Genomic DNA, 26470 nt, shown 5'->3' with positions numbered 1-26470 from the left:
GGGCCCTTTCTTGTTTCTGCGTGCAAGTTCTTATACTTTAGCGCGCTATGACTACATCACAGACTGCAACAGATAATTCTGACGTGCCCGAGCCGGTGGCAGTACATCGCCAAGCGCGCGGTGAAGAGCGCCGCACCACCATTTTACGTGCCACTTGGCAGGTTGTATTGGCCGATGGCGTGCGCGGTGTTAAGCATCGTGCGGTGGCCAAAGCAGCAGGCGTGCCACTGGCCTCCACGACGTATTACTTCAAAGATATCCAAGAGCTGCTTATCCAGTCGTTTCAGCTTTTTGCTGAAGAGTCGTTGGCGCAATTTACTCGGCCATTTTGGCAGCGGGCCTATGAGCAAATGGCTGCGCTACCAGATGATGCTGACCGGGATGCACTTGAAGCGATTTTGATTGATCTCGCAGCAGAGTTTATTGAGCTAAGGCTGAATGAGCATCGCGAACATTTAGTCATGGAGTACGCATTTTGGTATGCCGCATTGCACGATGATGAGCTGCAAGCGGCAGTACGGCATATGGCATTGGAGTGGCTTAAGTTACTGCAGCCTTGCCTGGCGCGCGTTAGCCTGTCCAATCAAGAGCAGGCGGCAAAGTCCTTATTAGCAACGGTGCGCCGAATTGAATACGAGGGCTTGATTCACAGCTCAGCAAGTCATCGTGACGGTTGGATACGTGAGGCCTTGGCGTATCAAGTGCATGGCTTATGGTAGCGGCTCTGCCGACTTGCTGGCAGGCACACTTAGGTGTGGAGTTTGATCAGCCTTATATGCAGCAGTTGCAGCTGTTTCTAGAGGCTGAGCGCGAAGCTGGCCAGCAAATTTACCCGCCTAACCAATTACGTTTTGCCGCTTTTCAGGCCACGTTATTTGCCGATGTGCGCGTGGTGATTATTGGCCAAGACCCCTATCACGGCGATGGCCAAGCTCAAGGTCTGAGTTTTTCTGTGCCGGAAGGGCAGACTCTTCCTCCGTCACTGCGAAATATCTTCCGAGAAATAAGCTCGGATTTAAATGTTTCTGCACCAGATTCAGGTGATTTATCGCGCTGGGCTGAGCAGGGTGTGTTGCTACTCAATAGCGTGCTGACAGTGCGCGCAGGCGAGGCTGCATCACATCAAAAGCAAGGCTGGGAGAAGTTCACTGATGCGGCCATTAGCGCGCTCAATGATCAGCGCGAGGGCATCGTGTTTTTACTATGGGGCGCCTATGCCCAGCGCAAAGGCCGCTTAATCGATCGCCAACGCCATCATGTATTAACGGCGGCGCATCCCTCGCCATTAGCCGCAAATCGCGGCGGCTGGTTTGGCTGCCGACATTTCTCACAAACCAATACATTTTTACGAGCTCACAAAAGCTCAGCCATTCATTGGGCATAAATAAGGAGTTGTTATGACGACATCCCCAGTAGCATTTGAAACTTTAGCAATGGTCAATGGCCGTCAAATCGGTGTCGCTACATTAGATAGTGAGCGCAGCCTGAATGCTTTAACGCTGGCCATGGTTGAGGCTTTATTGCCGCAGCTTGAGCAATGGGCAGCCGATGAGCAGGTCGCCATGGTGATTTTGCGTGGTCGTGGCGAGCGTGCATTTTGCGCTGGTGGCGATGTTCGCGATTTGACGCAAGCGGCGCGTACGGGCGAGGGTGACCCACTTGCTCCGGCGGAGTTTTTCGCGCGTGAATACCGTTTGGATTATCTGATCCATCAATACGCCAAGCCATTGCTAGTGTGGGGCACGGGTGTGGTAATGGGCGGTGGCATTGGCTTATTTGCTGGCGCGTGTTATCGCGTGGTGACGGAAACTTCACGTTTGGCGATGCCAGAGATTGGTATTGGCCTATATCCAGATGTTGGCGGCAGCTATTTCCTTTCGCGCTTAAGTGGGCGCATTGGTCTATTTTTGGGTTTAGGCGCTAGCCAACTCAACGCTGCCGATGCGTTATATCTTGGCATGGCTACGCACGCAGTGGCATCTAGCCAATGGCAGGCGTTGTTAGATGACTTACAAGCGATAGGCAGCAGCGAACTACAGAATGGCATTGATGCCGTGCTAGGTAACTTAGCGCTCACAGAGCTGCCTGAGGCGCAGGTTGAGCCACGGGCAGAGGCTATTGAGGCCTTATGTGCGCATGATGATTTGAGCGCCCTAGACGTCGTCTGGCGCACGCAAGAGCTGCCTGATGATGCATGGCTAGCGAAGGCGATTAAAACTTACCGTAGAGGCTCACCGACTAGTGCAGCGTTGGTTTGGAAACAGTGGCATGAGAGCAAAACCATGAGCTTGGCCGATGTTTTCCGCCAAGAATGGATTATCTCAACGCAATGCGCTTTTCACGCTGATTTCCCTGAGGGTGTGCGCGCGCTTTTGGTCGATAAAGACTTATCGCCGCGATGGCAGCCAGCAACTTTGGCCGAGGTCAGCGTCAGCTTTATTGCAGAGCATTACGCTCTGCCAGAGGGCATGACGCATCCATTGGCGGATTTGTAGCCTTAAGCTTGGCGAATGAAGTCGTGGCGCGTTAAAGCCACGACGTCGCCATTGGGCAGATGCCACTGCAGATTTTCTGCGACTAAGCGCACGCTGGCCAACAGCCACAGCTTCTGTTCATCTGGCCAAGCCAGCGCAATAACTCGGCCCACAGCCTTATCATCAGCCATGATTGGCCAATCTAAGGAGGCATCGACAGCCTCTGACCATGGCGCGCGCAACCAGCACAGGCCGGTTTTCAGTTGGCCACGAAAGTACAGTCTAGCCACAATTTCTTGGCCCATATAGCAGCCTTTTTGATAACTGACGCCATTCAGACTGTGATAGTCGAGCTCTTGCGGCTGCCATTGATCGACTAGCGCTTGGTCAATGGTGACCTCACCGCTAGCAACGGCTTCGGCCTGCCATGCGGCTAAAGCTGAAGCATCAGCATTCACAGCTAAGGCAGCAGCCTCGCTAATTTTAAGTGCACGCGTGAGACCTGGCAGACGAACATAGTGAGCGTCGGCTTCAATTAACGTTGCATATGATGTTTCAGCCAATGCTTTGGGCAGCGCTTCAGCACCCATTAAGCCGACAATTTCTTGCGTGCCCTGAGCAATACTCACTTTCGAAAATGCGCCGTACTTAGCCAAGCGTGCTTTCACTGCGGCGATTTGTGCCTGCGGCATCAGCAGCGCATAGCCGCCATCAATGCTGACCACCACGACACTCGCTTCAATGCGGCCTTTCAGGTTGAGTAAGCAGCCAAGGCTGGCTTGCTCTGCCGTGACTAATTTCATATCGCAGGATAATTGACCCTGCAAAAAGGTTAGCGCATCGGCACCGGTGAGTGTTAGAGCGGCCCATGCCAGCGGCACTGAGAGATTGGCACTGGCGCGCGCATTAGCAATGGCATGGCGCTGATCGAGCGTGGGGCAGGCGATGGTCATGATCGAAGCACTCCGTAAGCTATCAAAATAAAAAATGTTACGCGGGCATTGGCATTTTAGCCGTCGCGTTGCTATCTCTTAGGCTTATATAATGCCGCGCTTATACGCCAGTTTGCAGAGGTTTTCCATGACGCGGCCATTTACTGAAGAAGAGCGCCGATTGCATTGGCAGTGTCGGCGCGGCTTAAAAGAATTAGATGTGATCTTTGAGCCGTATATGGAGGAGCATTATCGTGATGCGCCCATTAGCGATCAGCAAGTATTTCAGCGCATCTTGGCTGAAGAGGATGTCGATCTCCTCGCCTGGTTTATGCAATACACAGTGCCTGATGATGCCGAATATCGCCAGCTCATTGCCACCATCTTGGCTAAGTTGGCGCACACCTTGTGAGCTCCTGCCTTCGCGGCGCGAGGGCTACTTTCGCTGGCTAATGCTCGTCGCCGTGGCGCTGGCTCCTTGGGCGGGTTTCGTGCCGTTGCAGTACCTCTTGCCGGCTTATGCAGTATTTGTCGGGCAGGCGATTTTACTGCTACGCCGCGCCAGCACTAGCGCACCTATCAGCGTGTTGCAGAAAACTGCCAATGGCTGGCGCTTAACCGATGAGCTCGGCGAGATTTATTTAGCCGAACTTGATGGCCCTGTACGCGATTGGCCGGGCTTGCTCTGCCTAAGTTTTCGTCAACGCGCCGATGATGCGCTTGAGACTTCTAGTACTCATCCCGCAGCAGAAAAAAAGCGCAAGCACTGGCGACTTGCCATTTGGTCAGACCAACTCAGTACCACGCAATGGCGGCGCTTAAGGGTTAATGTCTTGTGGCGGCGGCGTCAGGTACCAAGATCGTATCTTCAGCCTGTGCCAAGCGCTCAGGATAATCCAAGGTGTAATGCAGGCCGCGCGACTCGCGACGGGCCAAGGAGCTGCGAATCATCAGCTCAGACACCATAACCAAGTTGCGCAGCTCGAGTAAGTTCGAGGACACGCGGTAATTGCTGTAGTACTCGTTGATCTCATTTTGCAGCAGCTCGACTCGGTGCAGGGCGCGCTCTAGGCGCTTGGTGGTGCGGACAATGCCCACGTAGTCCCACATAAAGCGGCGCAGCTCATCCCAGTTGTGCAAAATCACTACGTCTTCATCGGGGTTGCGAACTTGGCTAGCATCCCAAGCGGGGCTAGTTTTAGGCAGTGGCGTGTCGAGTAAGGCATGAATGCGCTTTGCGGCTGACATGGCAAAAACGAAGCATTCTAAAAGTGAGTTACTGGCCATGCGGTTAGCGCCATGCAGGCCAGTAAATGAGGTCTCGCCAATGGCAAACAAATGCGCGATATCGGTTTCGCTATGCAGGTCGACCATGACGCCGCCGCAAGTGAAGTGCGCGGTCGGTACCACTGGGATCCAATCTTTAGTGATGTCGATGCCCTGCGCTAAGCAGGTGTTGTAGATATTAGGAAAATGGCTGGTAACAAACTCTGGGTCTTTATGAGTGATGTCGAGCCAGACATGGCGTAGGCCGAGGCGCTTCATTTCAAAATCAATTGCGCGTGCGACGATATCGCGTGGTGCCAGTTCGGCGCGTTCATCGAAGCGCGTCATAAAGCGCTCACCATCAGGCAGTCTTAATATCGCACCTTCGCCGCGCATAGCTTCGGTAATTAAGAAGTTTTTTGCGCTGGGGTGGTAAAGGCTGGTCGGATGGAATTGGTTGAATTCCATATTGGCGACACGGCAACCGGCGCGCCAAGCCATGGCGATGCCGTCGCCGGTGGCAACATCGGGGTTGCAAGTGTATTGATAGGCCTTGCTAGCGCCGCCAGTGGCGAGAGCAACAAAGCGAGCGTTGTAGGTTTCGACTTCGCCGCTGTCTTTATTCAGCACATAGGCGCCAGCCGCGTGGGCTTGCTCAGCGCTGCCATTGATAATTAAGTCGACGGCAATGCGCGATTCCAACAGATGAATATTCGAACGCGCCTGTACGCACTCAACTAAGGTTTTCGAAATCGCTCGGCCGGTGGTGTCGGCGGCATGGATAATGCGGCGATGAGAATGTCCACCTTCGCGCGTTAAATGCAGATGATCGCTTTCATCGAGGGTGAACTTCACACCTTGTTCGATTAGCCACTCAATGGCTTCAGGGCCGTGCTCGACGGTATGGGTGACGACATCTTCATGGCAAAGGTCTGCACCAGCGATCAAGGTGTCGCTCACGTGGCTGTCGACGGAGTCAGAGGCATCGACTGCGGCTGCCACGCCGCCTTGGGCATAATAGGTGCTAGCTTCGGTGAGCGCGGCTTTGGAAATCATGGCAATGCGCAATGACGAGTCAAGATTGAGCGCCAATGTTAAGCCGGCGGCTCCACCACCAATGATAAGTACGTCATAGGAAAAAGAGGTTGCCATGGCTTAGTCGCTGAAAAAAAGTGCTTGGATGATGCCACAGTCTGTGCGGATGTAACGGCTAAACGGCATTGAATAATTGCGAAAAGCATCATGTCTATATAGCGTGTCAGCGAATTATAGTATTTTGCGTTATCGGCCCATGCTAGCTTTTAGCGCGCGACCTTGCGAGGAGAGTACACCTGATGCGATCGACGAAACCCCTAACAGTCTGGCTGTTTGCAGTCATGACAGCGCTGAGCGCGAACGTCAGTTTTGCCGACACGGCCCCTGATTTTGCCGACATCGTGGCGGATGTGAGCCCGTCGGTGGTGAACATCAGCTCAACCATTAAGACCAAGCGCTCGCAGGCCAGCGGCAACGAAGACATTCAGGAATTGCTGCGCCGCTTCTATGGCCTAGAGTCGCAGCCGACACAGCCGCGCGTGCAGCAGTCGTTTGGCTCTGGTTTTATTATCAGCAGCGATGGCTATGTGCTGACCAATAATCATGTCATCGATGGCGCCGACAAAGTCATTGTGCGTTTGAGTGATCGCCGCGAAATCGAAGCTAAGGTTATCGGCACCGACCCGCGCACCGATATTGCGCTCATCAAAATCGCCGCCAAAGACTTGCCGACGGTGCGCATTGGTAAGCCAGCAGACTTACGCGTTGGCGATTGGGTGCTAGCTATTGGCTCACCATTTGGTTTCGATTACTCGGCGACTTCAGGCATTGTCAGCGCGAAGGCACGAGCCTTGCCTAGCGAAGCCTACGTGCCCTTTATCCAAACCGACGTTGCCATCAACCCAGGTAACTCTGGCGGGCCATTATTTAATAGCCAAGGTGAAGTAGTCGGCATCAACTCGCAAATTTACAGCCGCTCCGGTGGCTTCATGGGCTTGTCGTTCTCTATTCCCATGGATGTTGCAATGGAAGTTGTGCAGCAGCTGCGCGACAAGGGCAAAGTTAGCCGTGGTTGGCTAGGTGTGGCCATCCAAGAAGTAACTAAAGATCTTGCCGATGCCTATGGCCTACCACGTCCGGCAGGTGCCTTGATCGCCAGTGTTGAGCCTAAGTCACCAGCCGATAAAGCCGGTCTGAAAGCGGGCGATATCGTTACTCAATTCAATGGTAAAGACATTAATTTATCAGCTGAACTGCCACAGGCGATTGGTCGTGCAACGGTAGGTGAAACCTATACGATGACCTTGTTCCGTGAGCGCAAAGCACAAACCGTCAGCATTATGATGGAGGCTTTGCCGGAGGAAGATGTCGCGGCAGAATCAGCGGATCAGCCTGATTTATCTCGCCTAGGTATGCGCTTGCGCGACTTGCAGCCTATCGAGAAGCAGCAGTTAAAAGTCACTGGTGGCGCGCTGATTGTGCAAGTAGTTGAAGGTTCTGGTGCTGAGGCCGGTTTGCGCCCAGGTGATGTCATTACTCAGGTCGGCAGCACAGCAATTGACGGTGCTCGTGACTTTGTGGCGGCAGTACGCAAGCTAAAGCCTGGCAGTACCGTACCACTGCGGGTTACACGCCAAGGTAATACGCAAATTGTGGCTCTGAAAATCGAAGCCGCTGAACCCAATAAGTAAGTTTGTTGGCCGCAATGATTGCCCCTAATCATTGCGGCCAAATCTATCCCGCGTTTAAGCAGCGCTATCTTTGGTCGGCGTCGAGCGAATCAGCTACACTACGCCCTCATTTTTCAGCCCCTCAATGGGTGAGTGTTCGTGTCCGATATCCAGCATATTCGTAATTTCTCCATCATCGCGCACATCGACCATGGCAAGTCGACCCTCGCTGACCGCTTTATTCAAATCTGCGGCGGCTTAACTGAGCGTGAAATGCAATCGCAAGTTCTTGATTCTATGGATCTTGAACGCGAGCGCGGCATCACCATTAAGGCTCACTCGGTAACGCTGTATTACACCAGTCAGGTCGATGGCATTCGCTACCAACTCAACTTCATTGATACCCCAGGCCACGTCGACTTCTCCTATGAAGTCAGTCGTTCGCTGGCGGCCTGTGAAGGCGCGCTGCTAGTAGTTGATGCCGCGCAAGGTGTTGAAGCGCAGTCGGTAGCCAATTGCTATACCGCGCTTGAGCAAGGCCTTGAGGTCATGCCGGTGCTGAATAAAATCGATTTACCGCAAGCCGATCCCGATCGTGTCTGTGAGGAAATCGAAGAGATTATTGGTGTTGAGGCGCTTGATTCTCCGCAATGTAGTGCGAAAACAGGCTTAGGCGTTGTTGAAGTGCTCGAAGCACTGATCGCGCGTATTCCGCCGCCAGTTGGCGATCGTGAAGCTCCATTACAGGCACTGATCATCGACTCTTGGTTCGACAACTATCTGGGTGTGGTGTCATTGGTTCGTGTCAAAAATGGCAAAGTGAAAAAGGGCGATAAGATTCTGGTGAAGAGTACTGGCCAGCATCATATCGTCTCCAGCGTTGGTGTTTTCAACCCCAAGCATTCTGAAACCGATGGCTTGTATGCCGGCGAAGTTGGCTTTGTCATTGCCGGCATTAAGAATATTTTTGGCGCCCCTGTGGGCGACACCTTAACGCTCAACACCACGCCAAATGTCGACATATTGCCCGGCTTTAAAAAGGTTAAGCCGCAGGTCTACGCCGGCTTATTTCCGATTTCTTCAGATGACTATGAGCCATTTCGCGATGCGCTATCGAAGCTAACGCTAAATGACTCGGCGCTATTTTTTGAGCCTGAATCATCCGATGCGCTAGGCTTTGGCTTCCGCTGCGGCTTCTTAGGCATGCTGCACATGGAGATCGTGCAGGAGCGCCTAGAGCGTGAATATAATCTTGACTTGCTGACGACGGCACCAACCGTGGTCTATGAAATTGAGACCAAAAAAGGCGACGTGCTCTACATCGATAACCCATCAAGACTGCCTGATACTGGCTCTATCGAAGACTTCCGCGAGCCGATTGCTGAGTGCCATATTTTGGTGCCGCCAGACTATGTTGGCGATGTCATCAAGCTCTGCCAAGAGCGGCGTGGCGTGCAAAAAAGCTTGCTCTTTCATGGCAAGCAAGTCGCGTTAACTTACGATGTGCCGATGGGTGAAGTCGTGCTCGATTTCTTCGATAAGTTGAAGTCATGTTCGCGCGGTTATGCCTCGCTTGACTACACTTTTGTACGTTTTGAATCGACTCGCTTGGCGCGTATCGACATCCTCATTAATGGCGAACGCGTCGATGCCTTGGCGATGATTTGCCACGTCGATAACGCGCGTTATCGCGGCGGTGCCATTGTTGAGAAAATGAAAGAGTTGATTCCACGGCAGATGTTTGATGTTGCGATTCAGGCCGCCATTGGCACGCAGATTGTTGCTCGCCAAACCGTGAAAGCCATGCGTAAAGACGTGTTGGCGAAATGCTACGGCGGTGATGTTAGCCGTAAGCGCAAGCTCCTCGATAAGCAGAAGCAGGGCAAAAAGCGCATGAAACAAGTCGGTAATGTTGAGATTCCGCAGGAAGCGTTCTTGGCCGTGTTGAAGGTCGATAAATAACCCTGAGGTAGCGTCTGTGGATATTGATTTTTCGCTTGTACTAACGCTTGCCGTGATGATTAGCGGTGCGCTTTGGGCCTTCGATGCCGTACTGCTGAGGCCAGGCCGTCGTGAGCGCCTACAGGCTGCTGAGCAGCAGGCGGCTAATGGTGGGCAAACATTGCCAGCATCAGCCGCTACCGAAATCATGCGCGAGCCTTGGTTGTTTGAGACCGCGCATGGCTTTTTCCCCGTATTGGCCGTGGTGTGGGTGCTGCGCTCGTTTATCGCAGAGCCGTTCACTATTCCTTCAGGCTCGATGATTCCGACTCTGCAAGTTGGTGATTATGTGCTGGTCAATAAGTTCGCTTACGGCCTACGCCTGCCAGTTTTGGGCACTGAGATTTTGCCCGTCGCTGAGCCCAAGCGCGGCGATGTGATGGTCTTTAAATTCCCAGCCAAGCCATCGATAAATTACATCAAGCGCGTTATCGGCCTTCCCGGCGATGTCATAGAAAGCCGCAATGAAGTGTTATTTATCAATGGTGTAGAGGCATCTCGTGAGCTGCAATCAGCCTTGCCAGAAGCTGAGTTAGGCGAAGAGATTTATCTGGAAAACTTAAACGGTGTCAGCCATTTCACTCGTGAAGAGGCGGGCATGCAACCTGCTGGACCAATGTGGTCATACACAGTGCCAAAAGGTGAATACTTCATGATGGGCGACAACCGTGACAACTCCAATGACAGTCGTTTTTGGGGCCCTGTTGCCGAAAATCTCATCGTTGGTCGCGCATTTTATATTTGGATGCATAAGCAACCCGGCCTGCACCTACCGATATTTTCGCGCAATGGCAGCATTCAGTGAGTGATGCACTCGCGCGTCTACAACGCACCATCGGATACACATTTCGTGATCTAGAGTGGTTACGTTTAGCGCTCACACATCGCAGTGTGTCTGGTCGCCGCAACAATGAGCGGCTTGAGTTTCTCGGCGATGGCCTGCTGAACTTTGTCGTTGCCGACTGCTTATATTTGCAGTTTCCCGAAGAGGATGAAGGCCGATTATCGCGCTTGCGAGCGACCTTGGTTAGACAAGATAGCCTAGCCATCATTGCCCGCGAATGGTCGCTTGGCGATTATTTGATGATGGGCTCTGGTGAGCTAAAAAGCGGTGGTTATCGCCGCGAATCAATCTTGTCAGATACCGTAGAAGCGGTCATCGGCGCTATGTATCGCGACGGCGAAAGCATGCCGGCGATGACTGAGCATCTCCGCCGTTGGCTTGGCGAGCGCTTGAGCGGTATCGTGGTTGGCGATAGCTTAAAAGATCCGAAAAGCCGTCTGCAGGAATGGTTGCAGGCGCGCCGCTTGGAGCTGCCGCAATACGAAGTTTTGCTAGTCACTGGCGAGGCTCATGATCAGTTTTTTCAAGTGCGTTGTGATGTGCCGCATGTCAGTGCCTCGCAACCGGCATTTAGCACGGAAGGCAGTGGCGTGAGCCGTCGTTTTGCTGAGCAGGAAGCGGCGAATGTCGCTTTGCAAAAACTCTTACCGCCCCCGAAATTGGGCTTACGTACCGGGCCATCAAAGCCCACATCAGGACAGTAATATGGCCAATGACGATGTCATTAATGCCTTTTTTGGCGGCGGCGAAAGCTCAAAAGAATTCTCCAGCGATTATCGCTGTGGCTATGTCTCTATTGTGGGGCGGCCCAATGTCGGCAAATCGACTTTGCTCAACCATATTTTGGGGCAAAAACTTTCTATTACCTCGCGTAAGCCGCAGACCACTCGCCATCGCATTTTAGGCATTGTTAGCCGCGACAATGTGCAGGTGATTTACGTCGACACACCAGGCATTCATGGTGAAGAACGCAAAGCCATTAACCGCTATATGAACCGTGCGGCGACCTCAGCTCTGCGTGATGTCGATGTGGTGCTATTTGTCATCGATGCGCTGAAGTGGACTACCGATGATGAGCTGGTGTTGGAAAAGCTGAAAACATCGAAGCTGCCAGTGATTTTGGTGATCAACAAAGTCGATACGGTGGATGACAAAGCCGCGATCTTGCCTTTGATTGAGAAGCTCTCGCAGCGCATGGAATTCGTCGATGTGCTGCCAGTATCGGCGCTACGCGGTCATAACTTAGAAGAGCTGCACTCGGCGGTTGGCAAGCGCCTGCCATTGTCGCCACCATTTTTTGATGAAGGCCAAATCACCGATCGTTCGCAGCGCTTTTTAGCGGCGGAAATGGTGCGTGAAAAAATCATGCGCCAACTCGGTGAAGAGATTCCTTACGAGCTCACGGTAGAAATCGAAGAGTTCAAAAAGGAAGGCAAACTGCTGCGTATTTCGGCATGTATTTTGGTCGAGCGCGAAGGCCAAAAGAAAATCGTCATTGGCGATGGCGGCAGTCGTTTAAAGCTTATTGGCACCGAAGCTCGTTTAGACATGGTGAAAATGTTCGATAGCAAAATCATGTTATCGCTGTGGGTGAAAGTGAAAGGCGGTTGGTCCGATGATGAGCGCGCACTGAAGAGCTTAGGCTATAGCAGCGACTGATCATGAATGAAAAGACCTGGTATCCAGCGTATGTCTTGCATGCGCGCGCGTATCGCGAAACCAGTGTCTTGGCGGATTTATTTCTGCCAGAGTTTGGCCGTATCACCGCCATTGCGCGCGGTGCACGGCGCAAAGGCCAGCAAGTTCCCAGTGTTTTTCAGCCCTATTTTATTCAGCTAGCAGGCCAGAGTGAGTTGCGCGCTGTGGCAGCGCTAGAGGCGACATCGCAGGCTTTATCGTTGCAGGGCGGGGCGCTGTTTTCGGGGCTTTATTTGAATGAGCTACTGGTGCGTTTATTACCGCGCGAGCTAGCCCAACCTGAACTCTTTGTTGCCTATGCCGGCGCTTTGGGTGCGCTCAGTGAGCTTGAGATAGCCGATGCTGAGACCATTGCGCCGATTTTACGTCGCTTTGAGCGTCAGTTGCTCGAAAGCATGGGGCAATGGGCAAGTAATACCAGCGAGGCCGAGAGCGGCGAGCCACTGCAAGCGCAGCAATATTACCAGTACTATCCTGAACACGGCTGGTTGCAGGCGCGTGAGGGCCAGCGCGGCGCTTGTTTGGGCGAAGATATTTTAGCGGTGCATGCTGAGGATTTATCTACACTTAGCCGTCTGCGCTTGGCTAAGGCCTTGTATCGTAGTGCCTTAGCGCCATTGCTAGGCGACAAGCCATTGAAAAGTAGAGATTTATTTGCTGCACTGCAAGCCAGTGCGAAGCCGGAGATGCCAACATGAGCGACGTATTATTGGGCGTGAATATTGATCACGTGGCAACGCTGCGCCAAGCCCGTGGCACGCGTTATCCTGAGCCGGTCTATGCCGCCTTGGTGGCCGAAGAGCATGGCGCCGATGGCATCACCGTGCATCCACGCGAAGATGGTCGTCACATTCAGCTACGTGATGTGCGTTTGCTATCGCAGCTTTTACAAACGCGGATGAACTTAGAAATGGCCGTGACTGAGGCCATGCTCAGCTTCGCGGAAGAGATTAAACCAGCCAATATTTGTCTAGTGCCAGAAAAGCGCGAAGAGCTGACTACCGAAGGTGGCTTGGACATCATCGCCGGCTTTGACCGTGTGCAGGCCGCCTGCCAGCGCTTAGGGCGTCAGGGCATGGATGTGTCGCTGTTTATCGATCCGGAGCCGGCACAAATCGATGCTGCCATTCGTGCTGGTGCGCCAACGATTGAACTGCACACCGGTGCTTATGCCGATGCGCAAACGCCGGAGCAAGTGGCTTTTGAGCTCAAGCGTATTCGTGATGCGGCAGAGTACGCAGCTGGTAAATTAGTGGTTAATGCGGGTCATGGTTTGCACTATCACAACACTCAAGCTATTGCGGCAATCTCTGTTTTTCATGAGCTTAATATTGGCCACGCACTGATTTCGCATGCGCTGTTTAGCGGCCTGGGCAATGCCGTCAAAGAGATGAAAACCTTAATGCAAAACGCTCGCCGCGACGCGCTCTTAGCGGAGCTTGCGGCGCGATGAATGACGAGCAGTTTGAAGCCTATTTAGCCAACTGCACTCAGGCGCTTGCCGCTAAGCAAGCCACTATCGTTGCTGAACATGCAGACTTCGCTGAGCTGAGCTGGCAGCTCGATGCGGCAGTCACGAAAATTCGTTTTAATGATGGCTCAGGTGAGCGCCTGTGTTTTGGTGTGACGGCCATCGGCACTTTTGCTGCGGCGCAAGAAACCTGGAAATGGTCATGGGCCAATAGCAAACTGCCGCAAGCCGCACGCGACAGCGCTGAGGTGTTAAAAAATCTGCAAGCTGTGACCGATTACGATTGCTTCGCAGACACGGAAGCCTTTGCTGTGGATGACGCGATGGCCTGGGAGTTAGCCGCGGCATCAGTGGCGTATCTCGAGGCTGATGGCTGTTTTCGAGCGCGCAACCGGGACACCTGGTTATTTTTGGCGCTGCATCGCTATTGATTTAGCAGGCATGAAACTCACACGTTCAGCGCCAAAAAAAACGGCTCGATGCAAACCATCGGGCCGTTTTTTATTGCATCAATTTAGCTTAGCGCTGGAGCTCGATGCTGCCATTGACCGTGATACGCACACGGCTTTCGCCGCCGGCCATATCTTGTGTCGGCACGCTATCTGACTCTACCTTCATTGCCATCGCGCGCATCATCATCGGTGGGCGATAGTCATTGCCAGTCGAACCTATGCTCATTTGCACTAAGTCGTAGCGCTTAGCACCCCAAGACTTAGTCACCAACGCGGCTTTGTCGCGGAAGGCAGCAATGGCCTCCTGCGTGAGCGTGTCTTCCAATGCACGGCGTGTACTTTCGGCCACGGTGAAATCTATGCTGCGCAGCTGCAAATGGCTTTGTAGCTTGGCGATCAGTTCGCTGGCCGCTTTAAAGTCGGTGGACTCAAGTTCTAATGTGGCTTGGCCGCGCCAGCCTTCAATTTTCTGTGCACGGGTATAGACCGGATAGCTGCTTTGGTTGCCAGTGCTGACTTTCACGGTTTTATAAAGCTTTGCTTTCGCTAAGCTTAAGTTCATTGCTTCAGTCAAAGCTTTTGCCAAAGACACGGGGTCTTTGTCATTTGCTTCGATGGTCAGTTTGGCGCTGAGCAGATCATTGGCCAAGACGCGAGAGACCTCAGTTTGAAAGTCCACACGTTGCATGGGCAGCTTGTCGTCAGCCCAGCTCGGGAGCGAGACAGTTGCCATCAGCAGAACAAGACCGATAGGTTTTAAACGTGTGGCGGCGAACGAGGCCATAGAGCTCTCCAAGATTATTAGATCTACAAGAAGACGGTTTCGACTCGGAAACGATGACACGGCGCTAGATAAATCGCCAGCGCGCCTTAGCAACTAGGGGAGAAGTGGGCTTTCGAGGCCTACGCTGGCTTGTTCGCCATCATCGAGTAGTGGGCGTTTGATCAAGCTGGGATTGGCTACGATTAGCTCGGCAATGCCTTCGGTGCTGGCAGCTAGTGCTTGGCGCTCAGCATCGAGTTTACGCCAGCTAGTGCCGCGCTTATTGAGCAGAGGCTCGCCAACAAGCGCGTACCAGCGCAGCACTTCATCATGGCTAGGCGGCTGCTTTTTCAGATCACGAAAATTGTAGGCCGTGGTGCTCGCGTCTAGACGCACCACGGCTTTTTTCATGCTGTCACAGGCCTTAATGCCAATCAGCGTGAGCATGGCTTAACCCAGCAGCTGCTGTTCGCGCAGCAGTGCAACAATCTGCGCGGCGGCAGCGGCGTTGCTAACAGCTAGCTGTTGTGGGGCAATGCTGGTGCCGGCATCACGCACGCGCACACTGCGCTCGCCAACGACTTCTTCCGGCACGATTACGATCACACCAGCGCCTTGTAGAGCGTGAACAACGCCACTTTCGCTGGCAATGGCCGGTAGTGCACCTGCTTGGAACAGCGCCGATTCAAGCTGCTCAGCTAGGGCCTGAGCGCCACTCGCCTCAATAACGATGCGCACAGCGGCTTGGCCTAAGCGACGGGCGCGATCGCCAGCGGTGACCGGCACTAGCGTATCGTTGTCATCACCAGCATCAAGGCGGGCGCTGATCATGCCGGCACCGACTGTGATGTTGTTTAGGCGATCGATGATGATGAGGCTGCCGGTGGCATGGCAGTCTTTATAGGCATCGAAGGCGACAGCGCGAGTGAATTGCACGCGGCATAGGGCGATGCCATTGAGCGTTAATTGCTCGGCAGGGCTAGTGGCCAGCGTGTTGACATCGATCTGATGAATGATCTCCGTAACACGGCCACTGGTAAAGGTGGTGCCGAGCTTGAAGTCGTAGGTTTTACCGACTTGCATGGCCTGCTCGTGCATCCACACCACGTGCGCTTCAAAGCCATGCGCCATTGTCAATGTGTCATCGGCGGCAACAATCATATCGCCGCGAGAGATATCAATTTCGTCATTGAGCGTGAGTGTGATGGCTTGACCGACATGCGCCTCTGCCAGCTCACCTTCCCAGACCACAATCGATTTTACCGTGGAGGTTTTACCGGATGGCAGCGCTTTAATCGCCATGCCCGGCGTCACCGTGCCAGCAGCAATAGTGCCGCAGAAGCCACGGAAGTTAAGGTTAGGTCGGTTCACGTATTGCACGGGCAGACGCAGTGTATCGAGCGCGGTGTCACGCTGCAGCGGCAACGAGTCTAAGAGCGCAAGCATCGCTTGGCCGTCATACCATGGCATTTTTGTGCTGGCATTAACGACGTTTTCGCCTAGCAGCGCCGACATCGGCACGTAGTGAATATCGGGCACATTCAGCGGCGCGACAAAGGCTTCGTATTCCGCTTTGATCTCATCAAAACGAGCTTGGCTATAGTCGACCAAGTCCATTTTATTGATGGCCACAACAAAATGCTTGATGCCGAGCAGCGAGCAAATAAAGCTATGGCGACGAGTTTGTACTTGCACGCCATAGCGGGCATCGATAAGCAAAATAGCAACATCGGCGGTTGAGGCACCGGTGGCCATATTACGTGTGTACTGCTCATGGCCTGGAGTATCGGCAATGATGTATTTGCGGTTATCGGTGGCGAAGAAGCGGTAAGCGACATCGATGGTGATGCCTTGCTCACGCTCGGATTGTAGACCATCAACCAGTAGCGCTAAATCAACGACTTCACCGGTGGTGCCATGTTTAACGCTGTCACGCGTGATGGCGGCAAGCTGATCTTCGAAGATCATTTTTGAGTCATGCAACAGACGGCCGATTAAGGTCGATTTGCCATCATCAACACTGCCGCAGGTGATAAAGCGCAGCATGTCTTTGTGTTCGTGCTGGTGCAGGTAATCCTGAATATTGTCGATACTTTCAATGATCATTAGAAATAGCCTTCGCGTTTTTTCTTTTCCATCGAACCCGATTCATCGTGGTCGATGGCACGGCCAGAGCGTTCCGAGGTGCGGGTAACCAGCATCTCTTGAATGATCTCGGGCAGTGTGGCGGCATCAGATTCAACTGCGCCGGTTAATGGGTAGCAGCCCAGCGTGCGGAAGCGCACATTTTTGATCATCGGAACTTCGCCTTCGCGCAGCGGCAGGCGTTCGTCATCGACCATGATCAACATACCGTCGCGCTCTACGACAGGGCGTGGTGCTGACAAATACAGTGGCACGATTTCAATTTGCTCGAGATATAGGTATTGCCAAATGTCGAGCTCAGTCCAGTTCGACAAAGGGAAAACACGAATTGACTCACCCTTGTTGATGCGGCCGTTGTAGAGGTTCCACAATTCAGGACGCTGCACTTTAGGATCCCAGCGATGGTTCTTGTCGCGGAAGGAGTACACACGCTCTTTCGCACGTGATTTCTCTTCATCGCGGCGCGCACCGCCAAAAGCGGCATCGAAGCCGTGCATGTTCAGCGCCTGTTTTAAGGCCTGAGTTTTCATAATATCGGTGTATTTCGAGCTGCCGTGATCGAATGGGTTGATGTTCGCTGCCACGCCTTCTTGGTTGGTATGCGAGATCAATTCCATGCCAGCCTCTTTGGCCATGCGGTCGCGAAACTCGATCATTTCCTTGAACTTCCACGTGGTATTCACGTGCATCAAGGGAAATGGCGGCTTGCCGGGTGCAAAGGCTTTACGCGCGAGGTGCAACATCACCGTCGAATCTTTGCCGATGGAGTAAAGCATCACGGGGTTGTCGAACTCGGCGGCAACCTCACGAATGATATGAATAGACTCGGCCTCAAGTGCCTTGAGGTGAGTCATGCGATGTGCTGAAAGCGTCATGCGCGAATATTCCTCTAAAAAGACTCTTAATCTACTAAACGGAGCAGGTCGTTAATGCTGGTTTTGCTGCGCGTTTGCGCGTCGACTTTTTTCACAATGACGGCGCAGGTCAGGCTGTAGCGGCCGTTGTCGCGTGGCAATGAGCCGGGCACGACCACTGAGCCAGCCGGCACGCGACCATAGCTAATTTCGCCAGTTTCGCGATCATAAATTGGGGTCGATTGGCCAATGAAAACGCCCATCGAAAGCACTGAGCCTTCACCGATAATCACGCCTTCAACGACTTCTGAGCGAGCGCCGATGAAGCAGTTATCTTCGATGATGGTGGGGTTGGCTTGCAGTGGTTCGAGCACGCCGCCAATGCCAACGCCACCGGAGAGGTGAACGTTTTTGCCGATCTGAGCGCATGAGCCGACAGTAGCCCAGGTATCAACCATTGAGCCCTCATCGACGTAAGCGCCGATGTTGACGTAGGAGGGCATGAGTACGGTATTACGCGCGATAAAGCTGCCACGACGGGCGACGGCTGGTGGCACTACGCGGATGCCCGAGGCTTCGAATTGCGCGGCATTCCAGTCGGCAAATTTGGTCGGTACTTTGTCGTAAAACTGCATGCCGCCGCCGGCGGGCACAGGGATATTGTCATTGAGGCGGAACGACAGCAGCACAGCTTTTTTCAGCCATTGATTGACGATCCATTCGCCGTCGACTTTTTCGGCTACGCGTGCGCTGCCATTGTCGAGCATGTCCAAGGCTTGCACGACAGCATCGCGTACTTCTTGTGGTGCGTTGCTTGGGGAAAATTCGGCACGGCGCTCAAAGGCGTCTTCGATCAGTTGGGCTAAGCTCATGGTTATCTCCAAATCAAAAATTGCGACGGCATTTAGCGCGTCATAAAGTCACGAATTCGTTCAGCGGCTTCGATGCATTCGTCGAGGCTCGCCACTAAGGCCATGCGCACATAGCCTTCGCCGGGGTTATGACCGTGTTCATCAGCACGTGCCAAATAGCGGCCGGGCAGCACAGTAACTGCTTGTTGTGCATGCAGTTCGCGAGCAAAGTCTTCATCTGAACCAGGTGTCTTCGCCCAGAAATAAAAGCCAGCGTCTGGCGCATGCAGGGGCAATACCGGGTTGAGAATGTCGAAAACTTGGGCGAACTTGGCGTTGTATCGGGCGCGATTGTCGCGCACATGGGCCTCATCGCGCCAGACCTTTGCAGAAACTTGCTGATGTTGTACTGGCATGGCTGAGCCATGGTAGGTGCGATAGCGCAGAAATGCGCTCATCACGTTGGCATCGCCAGCAACAAAGCCGGAGCGCAGGCCGGGTAAATTTGAGCGTTTCGATAACGAATGAAACACCACGCAGTTGCGGTAATCATCTCGCGCAAGCGATGCACACGCTTGTAGCAGACCTACAGGCGGTACGGCCTCATCGCGATAAATCTCGGAGTAACACTCGTCGGAGGCGATGATGAAGCCGTAGTGATCACTGAGCGCGATGAGCTTTTTTAGGGTCTCCATGCTGAGTAGCGCGCCAGTGGGGTTGCCGGGTGTGCATAGATAAATCAGTTGTGTGCGCTGCCACACGCTTTCAGGTACAGCATCGAAGTCTGGCTGAAAGGCGCTGGCTTCGGTGCAGGAAAGGAAATAGGGCTCGGCTCCAGCAAGCAGCGCCGCGCCTTCATAAATTTGGTAAAACGGATTGGGCATGAGTACCAAAGGCTTGTCGCCACTGACACCACGATCAATCACCGCTTGAGCTAAGGCAAACAGGGCCTCGCGCGTGCCGTTAACGGGTAATACCTGTGTGGCGGGATTAACCTCGTGCAGCTGAAATCGGCCACATAACCATTCAGCAATGGCCTCACGAATGACGGGCAGACCAAGCGTGCTGGGATAGGTCGACAAGCCCGCTAAGCCATCACGCAGCGCTTCAACGGCAAATGCAGGGGCTGGATGGCGCGGCTCGCCAATCGACAGCGCAATCGGCTTAAGGCCGGCCGGCGCACTGTGATTAGCGAAGAGCTTGCTCAGCTTCTCAAACGGGTAGGGATGCAGCAACGCTAAGTCTGGGTTCATGCGGCTCTCATATTCAAAAAGTCTTCACTGGTGCTGGGCTTAGCGTGCGTCGAGCTGAGTGCGCAGCGCATCACATAAGCGCTCGCATAACTCAGGGTCAGAAATCGGCTGTTGCTCACTGTCGGTGAGAAAGAATATATCTTCGGCACGCTCGCCTAAGGTGGCGATGCGGGCATTTTGTAGATTGACCTTATGCTCCATGAAAATGCGGCCAATATGCGCCAGCAGGCCGGGGCGATCGAGCGCGACAATTTCAACTACGGTGTGTTGGTTGGCTAAGTCATTGCTTAGGCGGACATCGGTGCGCACGTCGAAATGCTTGAGCTGGCGCGGCAGGCGGCGTTGCACCAAGGTTGGAAACTCATCGGGTTCCGCCAGTGCCTCGCGCAGATGCGCACCTAGGTGTTTGAGGCGCACGGGATCATTAATGGGCTGGCCATTTTCATCGAGCACAACATAGCTATCGAGTGAATAGCGGCTGGTCGAGGTGATAATGCGCGCGTCCATAACGGTGAGGTTGAGCTGGTCGAGCTCAGCCACGGTGGCAGCAAATAGGTTTGGCATATCGCGCGTATAAACAAATATCTGCGTCGCGCCATCGTATTGGCCGTTATGGTTTTCGCGCACCAGCACCAAAGGGCCGGCCTCGTGTGAGTGGGCAAGCATGGCTTCGGTGTGCCAGGCAATATCTTCTGCCGCCTCGTGCAGGAAGTAGTCATCGCCCAAATGTTCCCAGAGCGAATTGACGGCATCGGCCTTAACGCCTTGGGCAAGCAAAATATCCAGCGCATTGGCGCGTGCTTGCGTGACCCATTCCGGCTTAGCAATGGGGTTGATTAAGCCGCGGCGCAAAGCTTGCTTGGTTTGCATATAGAGCTGGCGTAAAAGCGAGGCGCGCCAAGAGTTCCACAGCGTTGGGTTGGTCGCACAAATATCGGCAACGGTGAGCGAATAGAGATAATCCAAATGCACGACATCGCCAACTTTTTGCGCAAACTCGTTAATCACATCGGGGTCGGAAACGTCTTTTTTCTGCGCCGTCACCGACATCACCAAATGGTTTAGCGCCAGCCACGACACTAGGCCGGCATCCCACTTGCCTAGACCATGATTAATGCAGAAATCGTAAGCGTCGACTGCGCCTAATTCAGAGTGATCGCCGCCGCGGCCTTTGGCGATGTCATGAAACAAGCCTGCCAAATACAGCAGTTCAATCTTCGGCAGATTGTTGGCCACTTGCGCAACAACAGGGAAACGCTCCTCCATTTCGGCGTAGCGAAAGCGCCGCATATTTTTCAGCACCAATAAAGTGTGCGCATCGACCGTGTAGATGTGGAAAAGGTCGTACTGCATCTTGCCAATAATGGCGCCGAAGGCCGGAATATAAAGCCCTAGTACGCCATAGCGCTTCATTTTCCGCAGCGATGAAAATAGCGCCGTGCGGCAGCGCATCAGTTCCATAAACAATGACTTATTGCGAATGTCATTGCGGAACTTATCGTCGATAAGTGGCAGGTGCTGCATGATCAAACGGATGGTGCTGGCGCGTACTTTGTGCACTTCCGCGCGCTCACCGAGCAATACGAAAACCTCTAGAAGTGCCGATGGCGTACGGCGAAATACATCTTCACTGGTGACTTGAATAGCGCCATCACGAATCTGAAAGCGATTGTTGATGGGGATGATTTCATCATCTTCGGCGTGACCTAAAATAGCCTCCTCGAAGTATTGCAGCAGCAACTCATTGAGCATGGAGATGCGCGTAGCGGCGCGATAATAATCCTGCATCAGCTGTTCAACACCACGGTTGGCTACGGTGTCGGTATAGCCAAAAAGTTCGGCAATATGGCGCTGATAATCAAATAAAATACGGGTTTCGTTGCGATGGCTAATCTTGTTGAGAGCAAAACGAAAACGCCAAAGCACGCATTGGCAGGCATCAATTTCATCGAACTCGGCTTCCGTTAAAAAACCGTGAGCGATGAGGCCGCGCAAGGTGTCGGCGCCGAAATGGCGCTTGGCAACCCAGCCAATTGTTTGGATATCGCGAAGGCCGCCTGGTGCGTTTTTAAGGTCGGGCTCAAGGTTGTATTCGGTATTGTTGTGCTTGCCGTGGCGAGCGATTTGCTCATCGCGCTTAGCAATAAAAAAAGCTTTTCCTGGCCAAAGCTGGTCTGGCCCAGTAACGCGCAGCATGTCGTCGCGCAGTGTAGCTTCACCAACTAAGGTGCGTGACTCCATGAGGTTTGTCGCGATGGTGATGTCGTCGGTGGCAAGGCGAACGCAGTCGCTGAGCGAGCGCACGCTAGAGCCGACATCGAGACCTAAATCCCACAAATAGGTGATGAATGCACTTACTGCGGCTTGCAGCGTCTCATCTAGGTTGTCTTCTCGATGCAACACTAAGACATCGACATCGGATTGCGGTAGTAGCTCGGCGCGGCCATAGCCGCCGACGGCCAGCAGGCTCAAGTCATGAGCTTTATCTAGGCTTAGCGCCAACCACGCATCGCGCAACACTTCATCGATAGCGGCGGCCCATTCGCGCACCAATAAGCGCACGTCGCGGCCTTGGTCAAAGCGCTCAAAAAGCTGAGCCAAGGCAGCTTTTAATTGTGCCTTGTCATGCGTGGCATTTAGTGTCGCCGCCGAAATGGCGCTCATGCGGCGGTATCGGCAAGAAAGCTTAAGTCTTCATCTGCACGAGCGGTGAGTACTTCCACACCGGTCTCGGTGACTAAAAGTGTGTGCTCCCATTGCGCCGATAATTTGTGGTCTTTAGTGACCACGGTCCAGCCATCGGGCAGCAACTTGGTGTGGTGCGTGCCGGCGTTGATCATCGGCTCGATGGTAAAGGTCATGCCAGCTTGCAGCGCCATACCAGTGTTGGGCTTGCCGTAGTGCAAAATTTGCGGCTCTTCGTGAAACACCGCACCGATGCCATGGCCGCAATATTCGCGCACCACAGAGAAGCGTTGGCCTTGCGCATGTTGCTGAATGACGTGGCCAATATCGCCCAGTGTGCAGCCGGGCTTCACCAGCGCTAGCGCTTTATACAGACACTCTTGCGTGACCTTCACCAAGCGCTCGGCTAGCACCGAGGAGTTGCCGACAAAAAACATTTTGCTGGTATCGCCGTGATAGCCATCTTTGATCACCGTGACATCGATATTGATGATGTCGCCGTCTTTCAACACTTTCTTTTCGGCCGGAATGCCGTGGCAAATAACGTGATTTACCGAGGTGCAGACGCTTTTTGGAAAGCCGCGATAGTTTAGCGGGGCAGGGATCGCCTGCTGCACATTAACAATATAGTCATGGCAGATCTGGTTGATCTCATCGGTGGTTACGCCCGGCTTTACGTATGGACCAATCATCATGAGTACATCGGCGGCTAAGCGCCCAGCGATGCGCATTTTGGCAATTTCGTCGGCAGTTTTAATCAGCGTGGTCATAGTCTTTCCAATTGCGCCTAGCGAATTTACGCGTGGCGGTTGAGAGCAAGAGGCGGCTATGGTATAAAGCGCGCCGCTTTTGAGCAAATTGCACAGGTGTTGCTGTAGGCCGCATAGGGTACAGCCCCAGCGCAAAATGGTTAAGAGCGAAATCCAAATAAGCACATCGGCCGACACAGCTACCGGGTGCCCACTGAGAAAAGTGGGTCGGTATTCTGGGGTCGATGGAAGTTAAACCCAATGGAGTCACACCTCATGGCACAAGTTTCCATGCGCGAACTGCTACAAGCAGGCGCACACTTTGGTCACCAGACCCGTTTCTGGAACCCCAAAATGGCACCGTACATCTTCGGTGCACGTAACAAAATTCACATCATCAACTTAGAGCACACCGTTCCTGCACTGAACGATGCCTTGAATTTCGTCAACCGTTTGGCCAGCCAGAAAAACAAAGTATTGTTTGTTGGCACCAAGCGCGCTGCAGCCCCGATCATTGCTGAACAAGCAGCTCGCGCTGGCATGCCTTATGTAAACCACCGTTGGTTAGGCGGCATGCTGACTAACTGGAAAACCATTCGCCAGTCCATCAAGCGTCTGAAAGATATCGAAGCGCAAATCGCTGACGGTACTTTCGCCAAGCTGACCAAGCGTGAAGCGCTTGAACGCACCCGCGAAATGGTAAAACTAGAAAAATCACTCGGTGGCATTAAAGACATGGGCGGCTTGCCCGATGCCATGTTCGTCATCGACGTTGATCACGAAGCCACAGCGATTGCTGAAGCCCGCAAGCTTGGCATTCCAGTCATTGGCGTGGTCGACACCAACTCCAACCCAATCGGCATTGACTATGTCATTCCCGGTAACGACGACGCTATCCGCGCCATCACACTGTATGTCAGCTCAATGGCTGACGCCATCATCGAAGGCCGCGACTATGCCTCGACACAAGGCGGTCGTGAAGCCGATGGTTTTGTTGAAGTCGCCGCTGCTGAGTAATTGTTTGACGAATTAGGGGGATAAACCATGGCAGTTGTTACCGCCAGTTTGGTGAAAGAACTACGTGAGCGTACCGGTCTTGGCATGATGGAGTGCAAAAAAGCACTGCAAGAAGCCGATGCCGATATTGAGCTAGCTATTGATAACCTGCGTAAATCAGGCCAAGCCAAAGCTGCTAAGAAAGCCGGCAATATTGCTGCGGAAGGTGCCATTATTTTGGCCGCCGACGGCAATACCGCTATCGCTTTAGAAGTGAACTGTCAGACTGACTTTGTTGCTCGCGATGCTAGCTTCACAGCATTTGCCAACAAAGTGGCTGGCATTGCACTGGCTGCTCGTGAAACCAATGCTGAGAAAATCGCAGCATTGGCTTTCGATGGCATGAGCGTTGAAGAAGCGCGCGTGTTGTTGGTGCAAAAGCTCGGTGAAAACATCCAAGTTCGTCGTGCCGAAATCGTTGAAGGCGCAGCCTTGGCGACTTATGTGCACGGCCTGAAAATTGGTGTCATCGTGGCTTTCAACAAAGCCGACGACGAAATCAGCAAGCAAGTGGCGATGCACGTTGCCGCTAGCAATCCATTAGTGATTAACGCTGAAGACATCCCAGCCGAAGTGCTCGCGAAGGAGCAAGAAATTGCTGCTGCTAAAGCCGCTGAGTCTGGTAAGCCTGCCAACATCGTTGAAAAAATGGTGGAAGGCACGCTGAAGAAATTCAAAGGTGAAGTGTCATTGACTGAGCAAGCCTTTGTCATCGATCCCGATCAGAAAGTTGGCGCCGTATTGGCCAAAGCTGGTTTGACCGTGACACGTTTTATTCGCTTAGAAGTAGGTGAAGGCATTGAGAAGAAAGAGGTCGACTTTGCTGCTGAGGTCGCCGCTACTCAAGCCGCTGCTGCAGCTGCTAAGTAAGTAACTCGTCAGTGATATGAAAAAGGCCCCTCTTTGGGGCCTTTTTTTGCGGTAAACTCTGCGCCACTTAATGCGCATTGCGCGATTTCATTACCGAGGTTTATTCACTATGACTGACCATCGTTTGGCCCACAAACGCATTTTGCTCAAGCTCTCAGGTGAGGCCTTAGCAGGCGGCGCCGAAGTGGGAATCGATCCTAAAGTACTGAAGCGTATGGCTTTGGAGATTGGTCAGTTAGTCGGTATTGGTGTGCAAGTCGGCATTGTGGTTGGCGGCGGTAATTTATTCCGCGGTTCAGAGCTGCAGCAAGCTGGCCTTGATCGCGTCGCTGGCGATCATATGGGCATGCTGGCAACTGTGATGAACGGTATCGCTATGCGCGACGCGCTAGAGCGCAATAACATCAAAACTCGCCTGATGTCGGCGATCCCCATGAGCGGCGTTGTTGACCATTACGATCGCCGTGCTGCCGTGCGCCATTTGCATGGTGGCGATGTCTGTATCTTTGTCGCCGGCACAGGCAATCCATTCTTTACAACCGATACCGCTGCTTGTTTGCGCGGCATTGAAATCACCGCTGATATCGTGATTAAAGCCACTAAAGTGGATGGTATTTACGATGCTGATCCGGTGAAATTTCCGGATGCAGTGAAGTACGACACACTGACTTTCGATGAAGTCTTATCTAAACAGCTTGGCGTCATGGACTTGACGGCTATTTGCTTATGCCGTGATCACAATATGCCGCTACGCGTTTTCAATATGAATAAACCAGGTGCTTTGCTCAATCTCGTTGTCGGTGAGCATGAAGGCACTCTGGTGACTCGTTGAGTAGGAGCTCCCCATGTTAGAAGATCTTAAAAAGGACTGCGCAGTTCGTATGCGTAAGTCGCTCGATGCATTAGAGCAAGCGTTTAGCCGTGTGCGCACCGGCCGTGCCCATCCCTCGATGCTGAAAGACGTCATGGTGCCTTACTACGGCACTGATACGCCGCTGATGCAGGTAGCTAACGTCAATGTTGATGACGCACGCACACTCATCGTGCAGCCTTACGAGCGCACCATGGTGGCGGCCATCGATAAAGCCATTCGCAACTCAAACCTGGGCTTAAACCCAGTCACTGCCGATGTTATTCGCGTGCCGCTGCCTGCGCTTACCGAGCAGACACGTAAAGACATGCAAAAGCTCGCGCGCAATGAAACTGAAGGCGCCCGAATCGCCATTCGTAACATTCGCCGTGATGTCTTAGCCGATATCAAAGAGCTGCAGAAAGAGAAAGAAATTTCTGAAGATGATGAGCGCCGCTCCAGCGAAGAAGTTCAGAAAATCACCGATAAAAGCGTGGCGGAGGCCGACCGAATGTTGGCCGACAAAGAAGCTGAGTTGATGCAGGTATAAG

At 53.1% G+C, this 26470-nt stretch carries 26 protein-coding genes and 1 pseudogene; 17 read left to right on the top strand and 10 right to left on the bottom strand.

The genetic code is table 11. The features are described 5' to 3' along the window. Positions 1 to 47: 47 nt before the first annotated feature. From ACFQ0F_RS05465 to ACFQ0F_RS05455, 3 genes are read left to right on the top strand one after another with little or no spacing between them, the layout of a single operon-like run. A complete protein-coding gene (locus ACFQ0F_RS05465; RefSeq protein WP_379069880.1) occupies positions 48 to 719 on the top strand; it encodes a TetR/AcrR family transcriptional regulator in 672 nt (223 codons plus the stop codon). Further along, positions 713 to 1384 carry a uracil-DNA glycosylase gene (ung, locus tag ACFQ0F_RS05460; RefSeq protein WP_340676407.1) on the top strand — a complete coding sequence of 224 codons (672 nt, stop codon included), beginning with the start codon at positions 713 to 715 and terminating at the stop codon, positions 1382 to 1384. The genes ACFQ0F_RS05465 and ung overlap by 7 nt, the downstream gene beginning before the upstream one ends. Positions 1385 to 1397: 13 nt before the next feature. Then, complete coding sequence (locus ACFQ0F_RS05455) at positions 1398 to 2495, top strand: enoyl-CoA hydratase/isomerase family protein (protein WP_379069877.1); 1098 nt, start codon at positions 1398 to 1400, stop codon at positions 2493 to 2495. 2 nt (positions 2496 to 2497) lie between these two features. Here the strand turns inward: ACFQ0F_RS05455 and ygfZ are convergent, their stop codons facing one another. Then, entirely contained in the window at positions 2498 to 3427 is a 930-nt protein-coding gene (gene ygfZ / locus ACFQ0F_RS05450; RefSeq protein ID WP_379069874.1) for a CAF17-like 4Fe-4S cluster assembly/insertion protein YgfZ, read from the bottom strand. A 127-nt stretch (positions 3428 to 3554) separates the two neighbouring features. Here ygfZ and ACFQ0F_RS05445 point away from each other — a divergent pair, with 127 nt between their 5' ends. Both ACFQ0F_RS05445 and ACFQ0F_RS05440 read left to right on the top strand, forming a co-directional pair. Beyond that, positions 3555 to 3818, top strand: coding sequence for an FAD assembly factor SdhE (locus tag ACFQ0F_RS05445; protein ID WP_340676410.1), 264 nt, complete (start codon positions 3555 to 3557; stop codon positions 3816 to 3818). Continuing rightward, positions 3715 to 4188: pseudogene (locus tag ACFQ0F_RS05440) on the top strand (hypothetical protein); the annotation flags it as partial. The gene ACFQ0F_RS05445 and the pseudogene ACFQ0F_RS05440, both read left to right, overlap by 104 nt. 43 nt (positions 4189 to 4231) lie before the next feature. Here the strand turns inward: ACFQ0F_RS05440 and nadB are convergent. Further along, complete coding sequence (gene nadB / locus ACFQ0F_RS05435; RefSeq protein ID WP_340676411.1) at positions 4232 to 5824, bottom strand: L-aspartate oxidase; 1593 nt, start codon at positions 5822 to 5824, stop codon at positions 4232 to 4234. A gap of 182 nt (positions 5825 to 6006) precedes the next feature. Between nadB and ACFQ0F_RS05430 the strand changes: the two genes are divergently transcribed. The 8 genes from ACFQ0F_RS05430 to ACFQ0F_RS05395 all read left to right on the top strand — a co-directional run bounded on the left by ACFQ0F_RS05430 (position 6007) and on the right by ACFQ0F_RS05395 (position 13822). Beyond that, entirely contained in the window at positions 6007 to 7398 is a 1392-nt protein-coding gene (locus ACFQ0F_RS05430; protein ID WP_379069870.1) for a DegQ family serine endoprotease, read from the top strand. Positions 7399 to 7536: 138 nt separating this feature from the next. Further along, a complete protein-coding gene (lepA, locus tag ACFQ0F_RS05425) occupies positions 7537 to 9339 on the top strand; it encodes a translation elongation factor 4 (RefSeq protein WP_340676413.1) in 1803 nt (600 codons plus the stop codon). 16 nt (positions 9340 to 9355) lie between these two features. After that, entirely contained in the window at positions 9356 to 10183 is an 828-nt protein-coding gene (gene lepB, locus ACFQ0F_RS05420; protein WP_379069866.1) for a signal peptidase I, read from the top strand. Then, entirely contained in the window at positions 10156 to 10926 is a 771-nt protein-coding gene (gene rnc, locus ACFQ0F_RS05415) for a ribonuclease III (protein ID WP_379072113.1), read from the top strand. Before lepB ends, rnc begins: the two co-directional genes overlap by 28 nt. A 1-nt stretch (position 10927) precedes the next feature. Beyond that, positions 10928 to 11881, top strand: a complete 954-nt coding sequence (gene era, locus ACFQ0F_RS05410; protein ID WP_379069863.1) for a GTPase Era — start codon at positions 10928 to 10930, stop codon at positions 11879 to 11881. Positions 11882 to 11883: 2 nt separating this feature from the next. Then, positions 11884 to 12618, top strand: coding sequence for a DNA repair protein RecO (recO, locus tag ACFQ0F_RS05405; protein ID WP_379069860.1), 735 nt, complete (start codon positions 11884 to 11886; stop codon positions 12616 to 12618). Next, entirely contained in the window at positions 12615 to 13373 is a 759-nt protein-coding gene (gene pdxJ, locus ACFQ0F_RS05400; protein ID WP_379069857.1) for a pyridoxine 5'-phosphate synthase, read from the top strand. Before recO ends, pdxJ begins: the two co-directional genes overlap by 4 nt. Continuing rightward, positions 13370 to 13822, top strand: coding sequence for a DUF6882 domain-containing protein (locus ACFQ0F_RS05395; protein WP_379069854.1), 453 nt, complete (start codon positions 13370 to 13372; stop codon positions 13820 to 13822). The genes pdxJ and ACFQ0F_RS05395 overlap by 4 nt, the downstream gene beginning before the upstream one ends. 88 nt (positions 13823 to 13910) lie before the next feature. On the opposite strand, the gene ACFQ0F_RS05390 is transcribed toward ACFQ0F_RS05395, so the two are convergent. From ACFQ0F_RS05390 to map, 8 genes are all read right to left on the bottom strand, one after another. Beyond that, entirely contained in the window at positions 13911 to 14627 is a 717-nt protein-coding gene (locus tag ACFQ0F_RS05390; RefSeq protein ID WP_379069851.1) for an SIMPL domain-containing protein, read from the bottom strand. 93 nt (positions 14628 to 14720) lie between these two features. Further along, a complete protein-coding gene (locus ACFQ0F_RS05385) occupies positions 14721 to 15053 on the bottom strand; it encodes an ArsC/Spx/MgsR family protein (RefSeq protein ID WP_340676420.1) in 333 nt (110 codons plus the stop codon). A gap of 3 nt (positions 15054 to 15056) precedes the next feature. Further along, positions 15057 to 16712, bottom strand: coding sequence for a sulfate adenylyltransferase subunit CysN (cysN, locus tag ACFQ0F_RS05380; RefSeq protein WP_379069848.1), 1656 nt, complete (start codon positions 16710 to 16712; stop codon positions 15057 to 15059). Next, the gene (gene cysD, locus ACFQ0F_RS05375; protein WP_340676422.1) at positions 16712 to 17626 is read right to left on the bottom strand and encodes a sulfate adenylyltransferase subunit CysD; all 915 of its coding nucleotides are present in this window, start codon (positions 17624 to 17626) and stop codon (positions 16712 to 16714) included. The genes cysN and cysD overlap by 1 nt, the downstream gene beginning before the upstream one ends. Positions 17627 to 17652: 26 nt before the next feature. Continuing rightward, a complete protein-coding gene (gene dapD / locus ACFQ0F_RS05370; protein ID WP_340676423.1) occupies positions 17653 to 18477 on the bottom strand; it encodes a 2,3,4,5-tetrahydropyridine-2,6-dicarboxylate N-succinyltransferase in 825 nt (274 codons plus the stop codon). 32 nt (positions 18478 to 18509) lie between these two features. Continuing rightward, positions 18510 to 19709: a succinyldiaminopimelate transaminase gene (dapC, locus tag ACFQ0F_RS05365; protein WP_379069843.1), complete on the bottom strand. Its 1200-nt coding sequence runs from the start codon at positions 19707 to 19709 to the stop codon at positions 18510 to 18512. A gap of 39 nt (positions 19710 to 19748) precedes the next feature. Beyond that, positions 19749 to 22373 carry a [protein-PII] uridylyltransferase gene (gene glnD, locus ACFQ0F_RS05360; RefSeq protein WP_379069840.1) on the bottom strand — a complete coding sequence of 875 codons (2625 nt, stop codon included), beginning with the start codon at positions 22371 to 22373 and terminating at the stop codon, positions 19749 to 19751. Further along, a complete protein-coding gene (gene map, locus ACFQ0F_RS05355; RefSeq protein WP_379069837.1) occupies positions 22370 to 23164 on the bottom strand; it encodes a type I methionyl aminopeptidase in 795 nt (264 codons plus the stop codon). Before map ends, glnD begins: the two co-directional genes overlap by 4 nt. A gap of 255 nt (positions 23165 to 23419) precedes the next feature. Here map and rpsB point away from each other — a divergent pair, with 255 nt between their 5' ends. From rpsB to frr, 4 genes are all read left to right on the top strand, one after another. Then, the gene (rpsB, locus tag ACFQ0F_RS05350; RefSeq protein WP_340676427.1) at positions 23420 to 24160 is read left to right on the top strand and encodes a 30S ribosomal protein S2; all 741 of its coding nucleotides are present in this window, start codon (positions 23420 to 23422) and stop codon (positions 24158 to 24160) included. A gap of 27 nt (positions 24161 to 24187) precedes the next feature. Continuing rightward, on the top strand, positions 24188 to 25069 hold the full coding sequence (gene tsf / locus ACFQ0F_RS05345) for a translation elongation factor Ts (protein WP_340676428.1): 882 nt from the start codon (positions 24188 to 24190) through the stop codon (positions 25067 to 25069). A gap of 109 nt (positions 25070 to 25178) precedes the next feature. Further along, positions 25179 to 25901: a UMP kinase gene (pyrH, locus tag ACFQ0F_RS05340; RefSeq protein ID WP_340676429.1), complete on the top strand. Its 723-nt coding sequence runs from the start codon at positions 25179 to 25181 to the stop codon at positions 25899 to 25901. Between the two features lie 13 nt (positions 25902 to 25914). Continuing rightward, on the top strand, positions 25915 to 26469 hold the full coding sequence (frr, locus tag ACFQ0F_RS05335; RefSeq protein WP_340676430.1) for a ribosome recycling factor: 555 nt from the start codon (positions 25915 to 25917) through the stop codon (positions 26467 to 26469). Position 26470 lies beyond the last annotated feature (1 nt).

This window comes from Paraperlucidibaca wandonensis (assembly GCF_042677145.1).
Lineage (GTDB): Bacteria > Pseudomonadota > Gammaproteobacteria > Pseudomonadales > Moraxellaceae > Perlucidibaca > Perlucidibaca wandonensis.
This window is presented reverse-complemented; position numbering and strand designations above follow the sequence as displayed.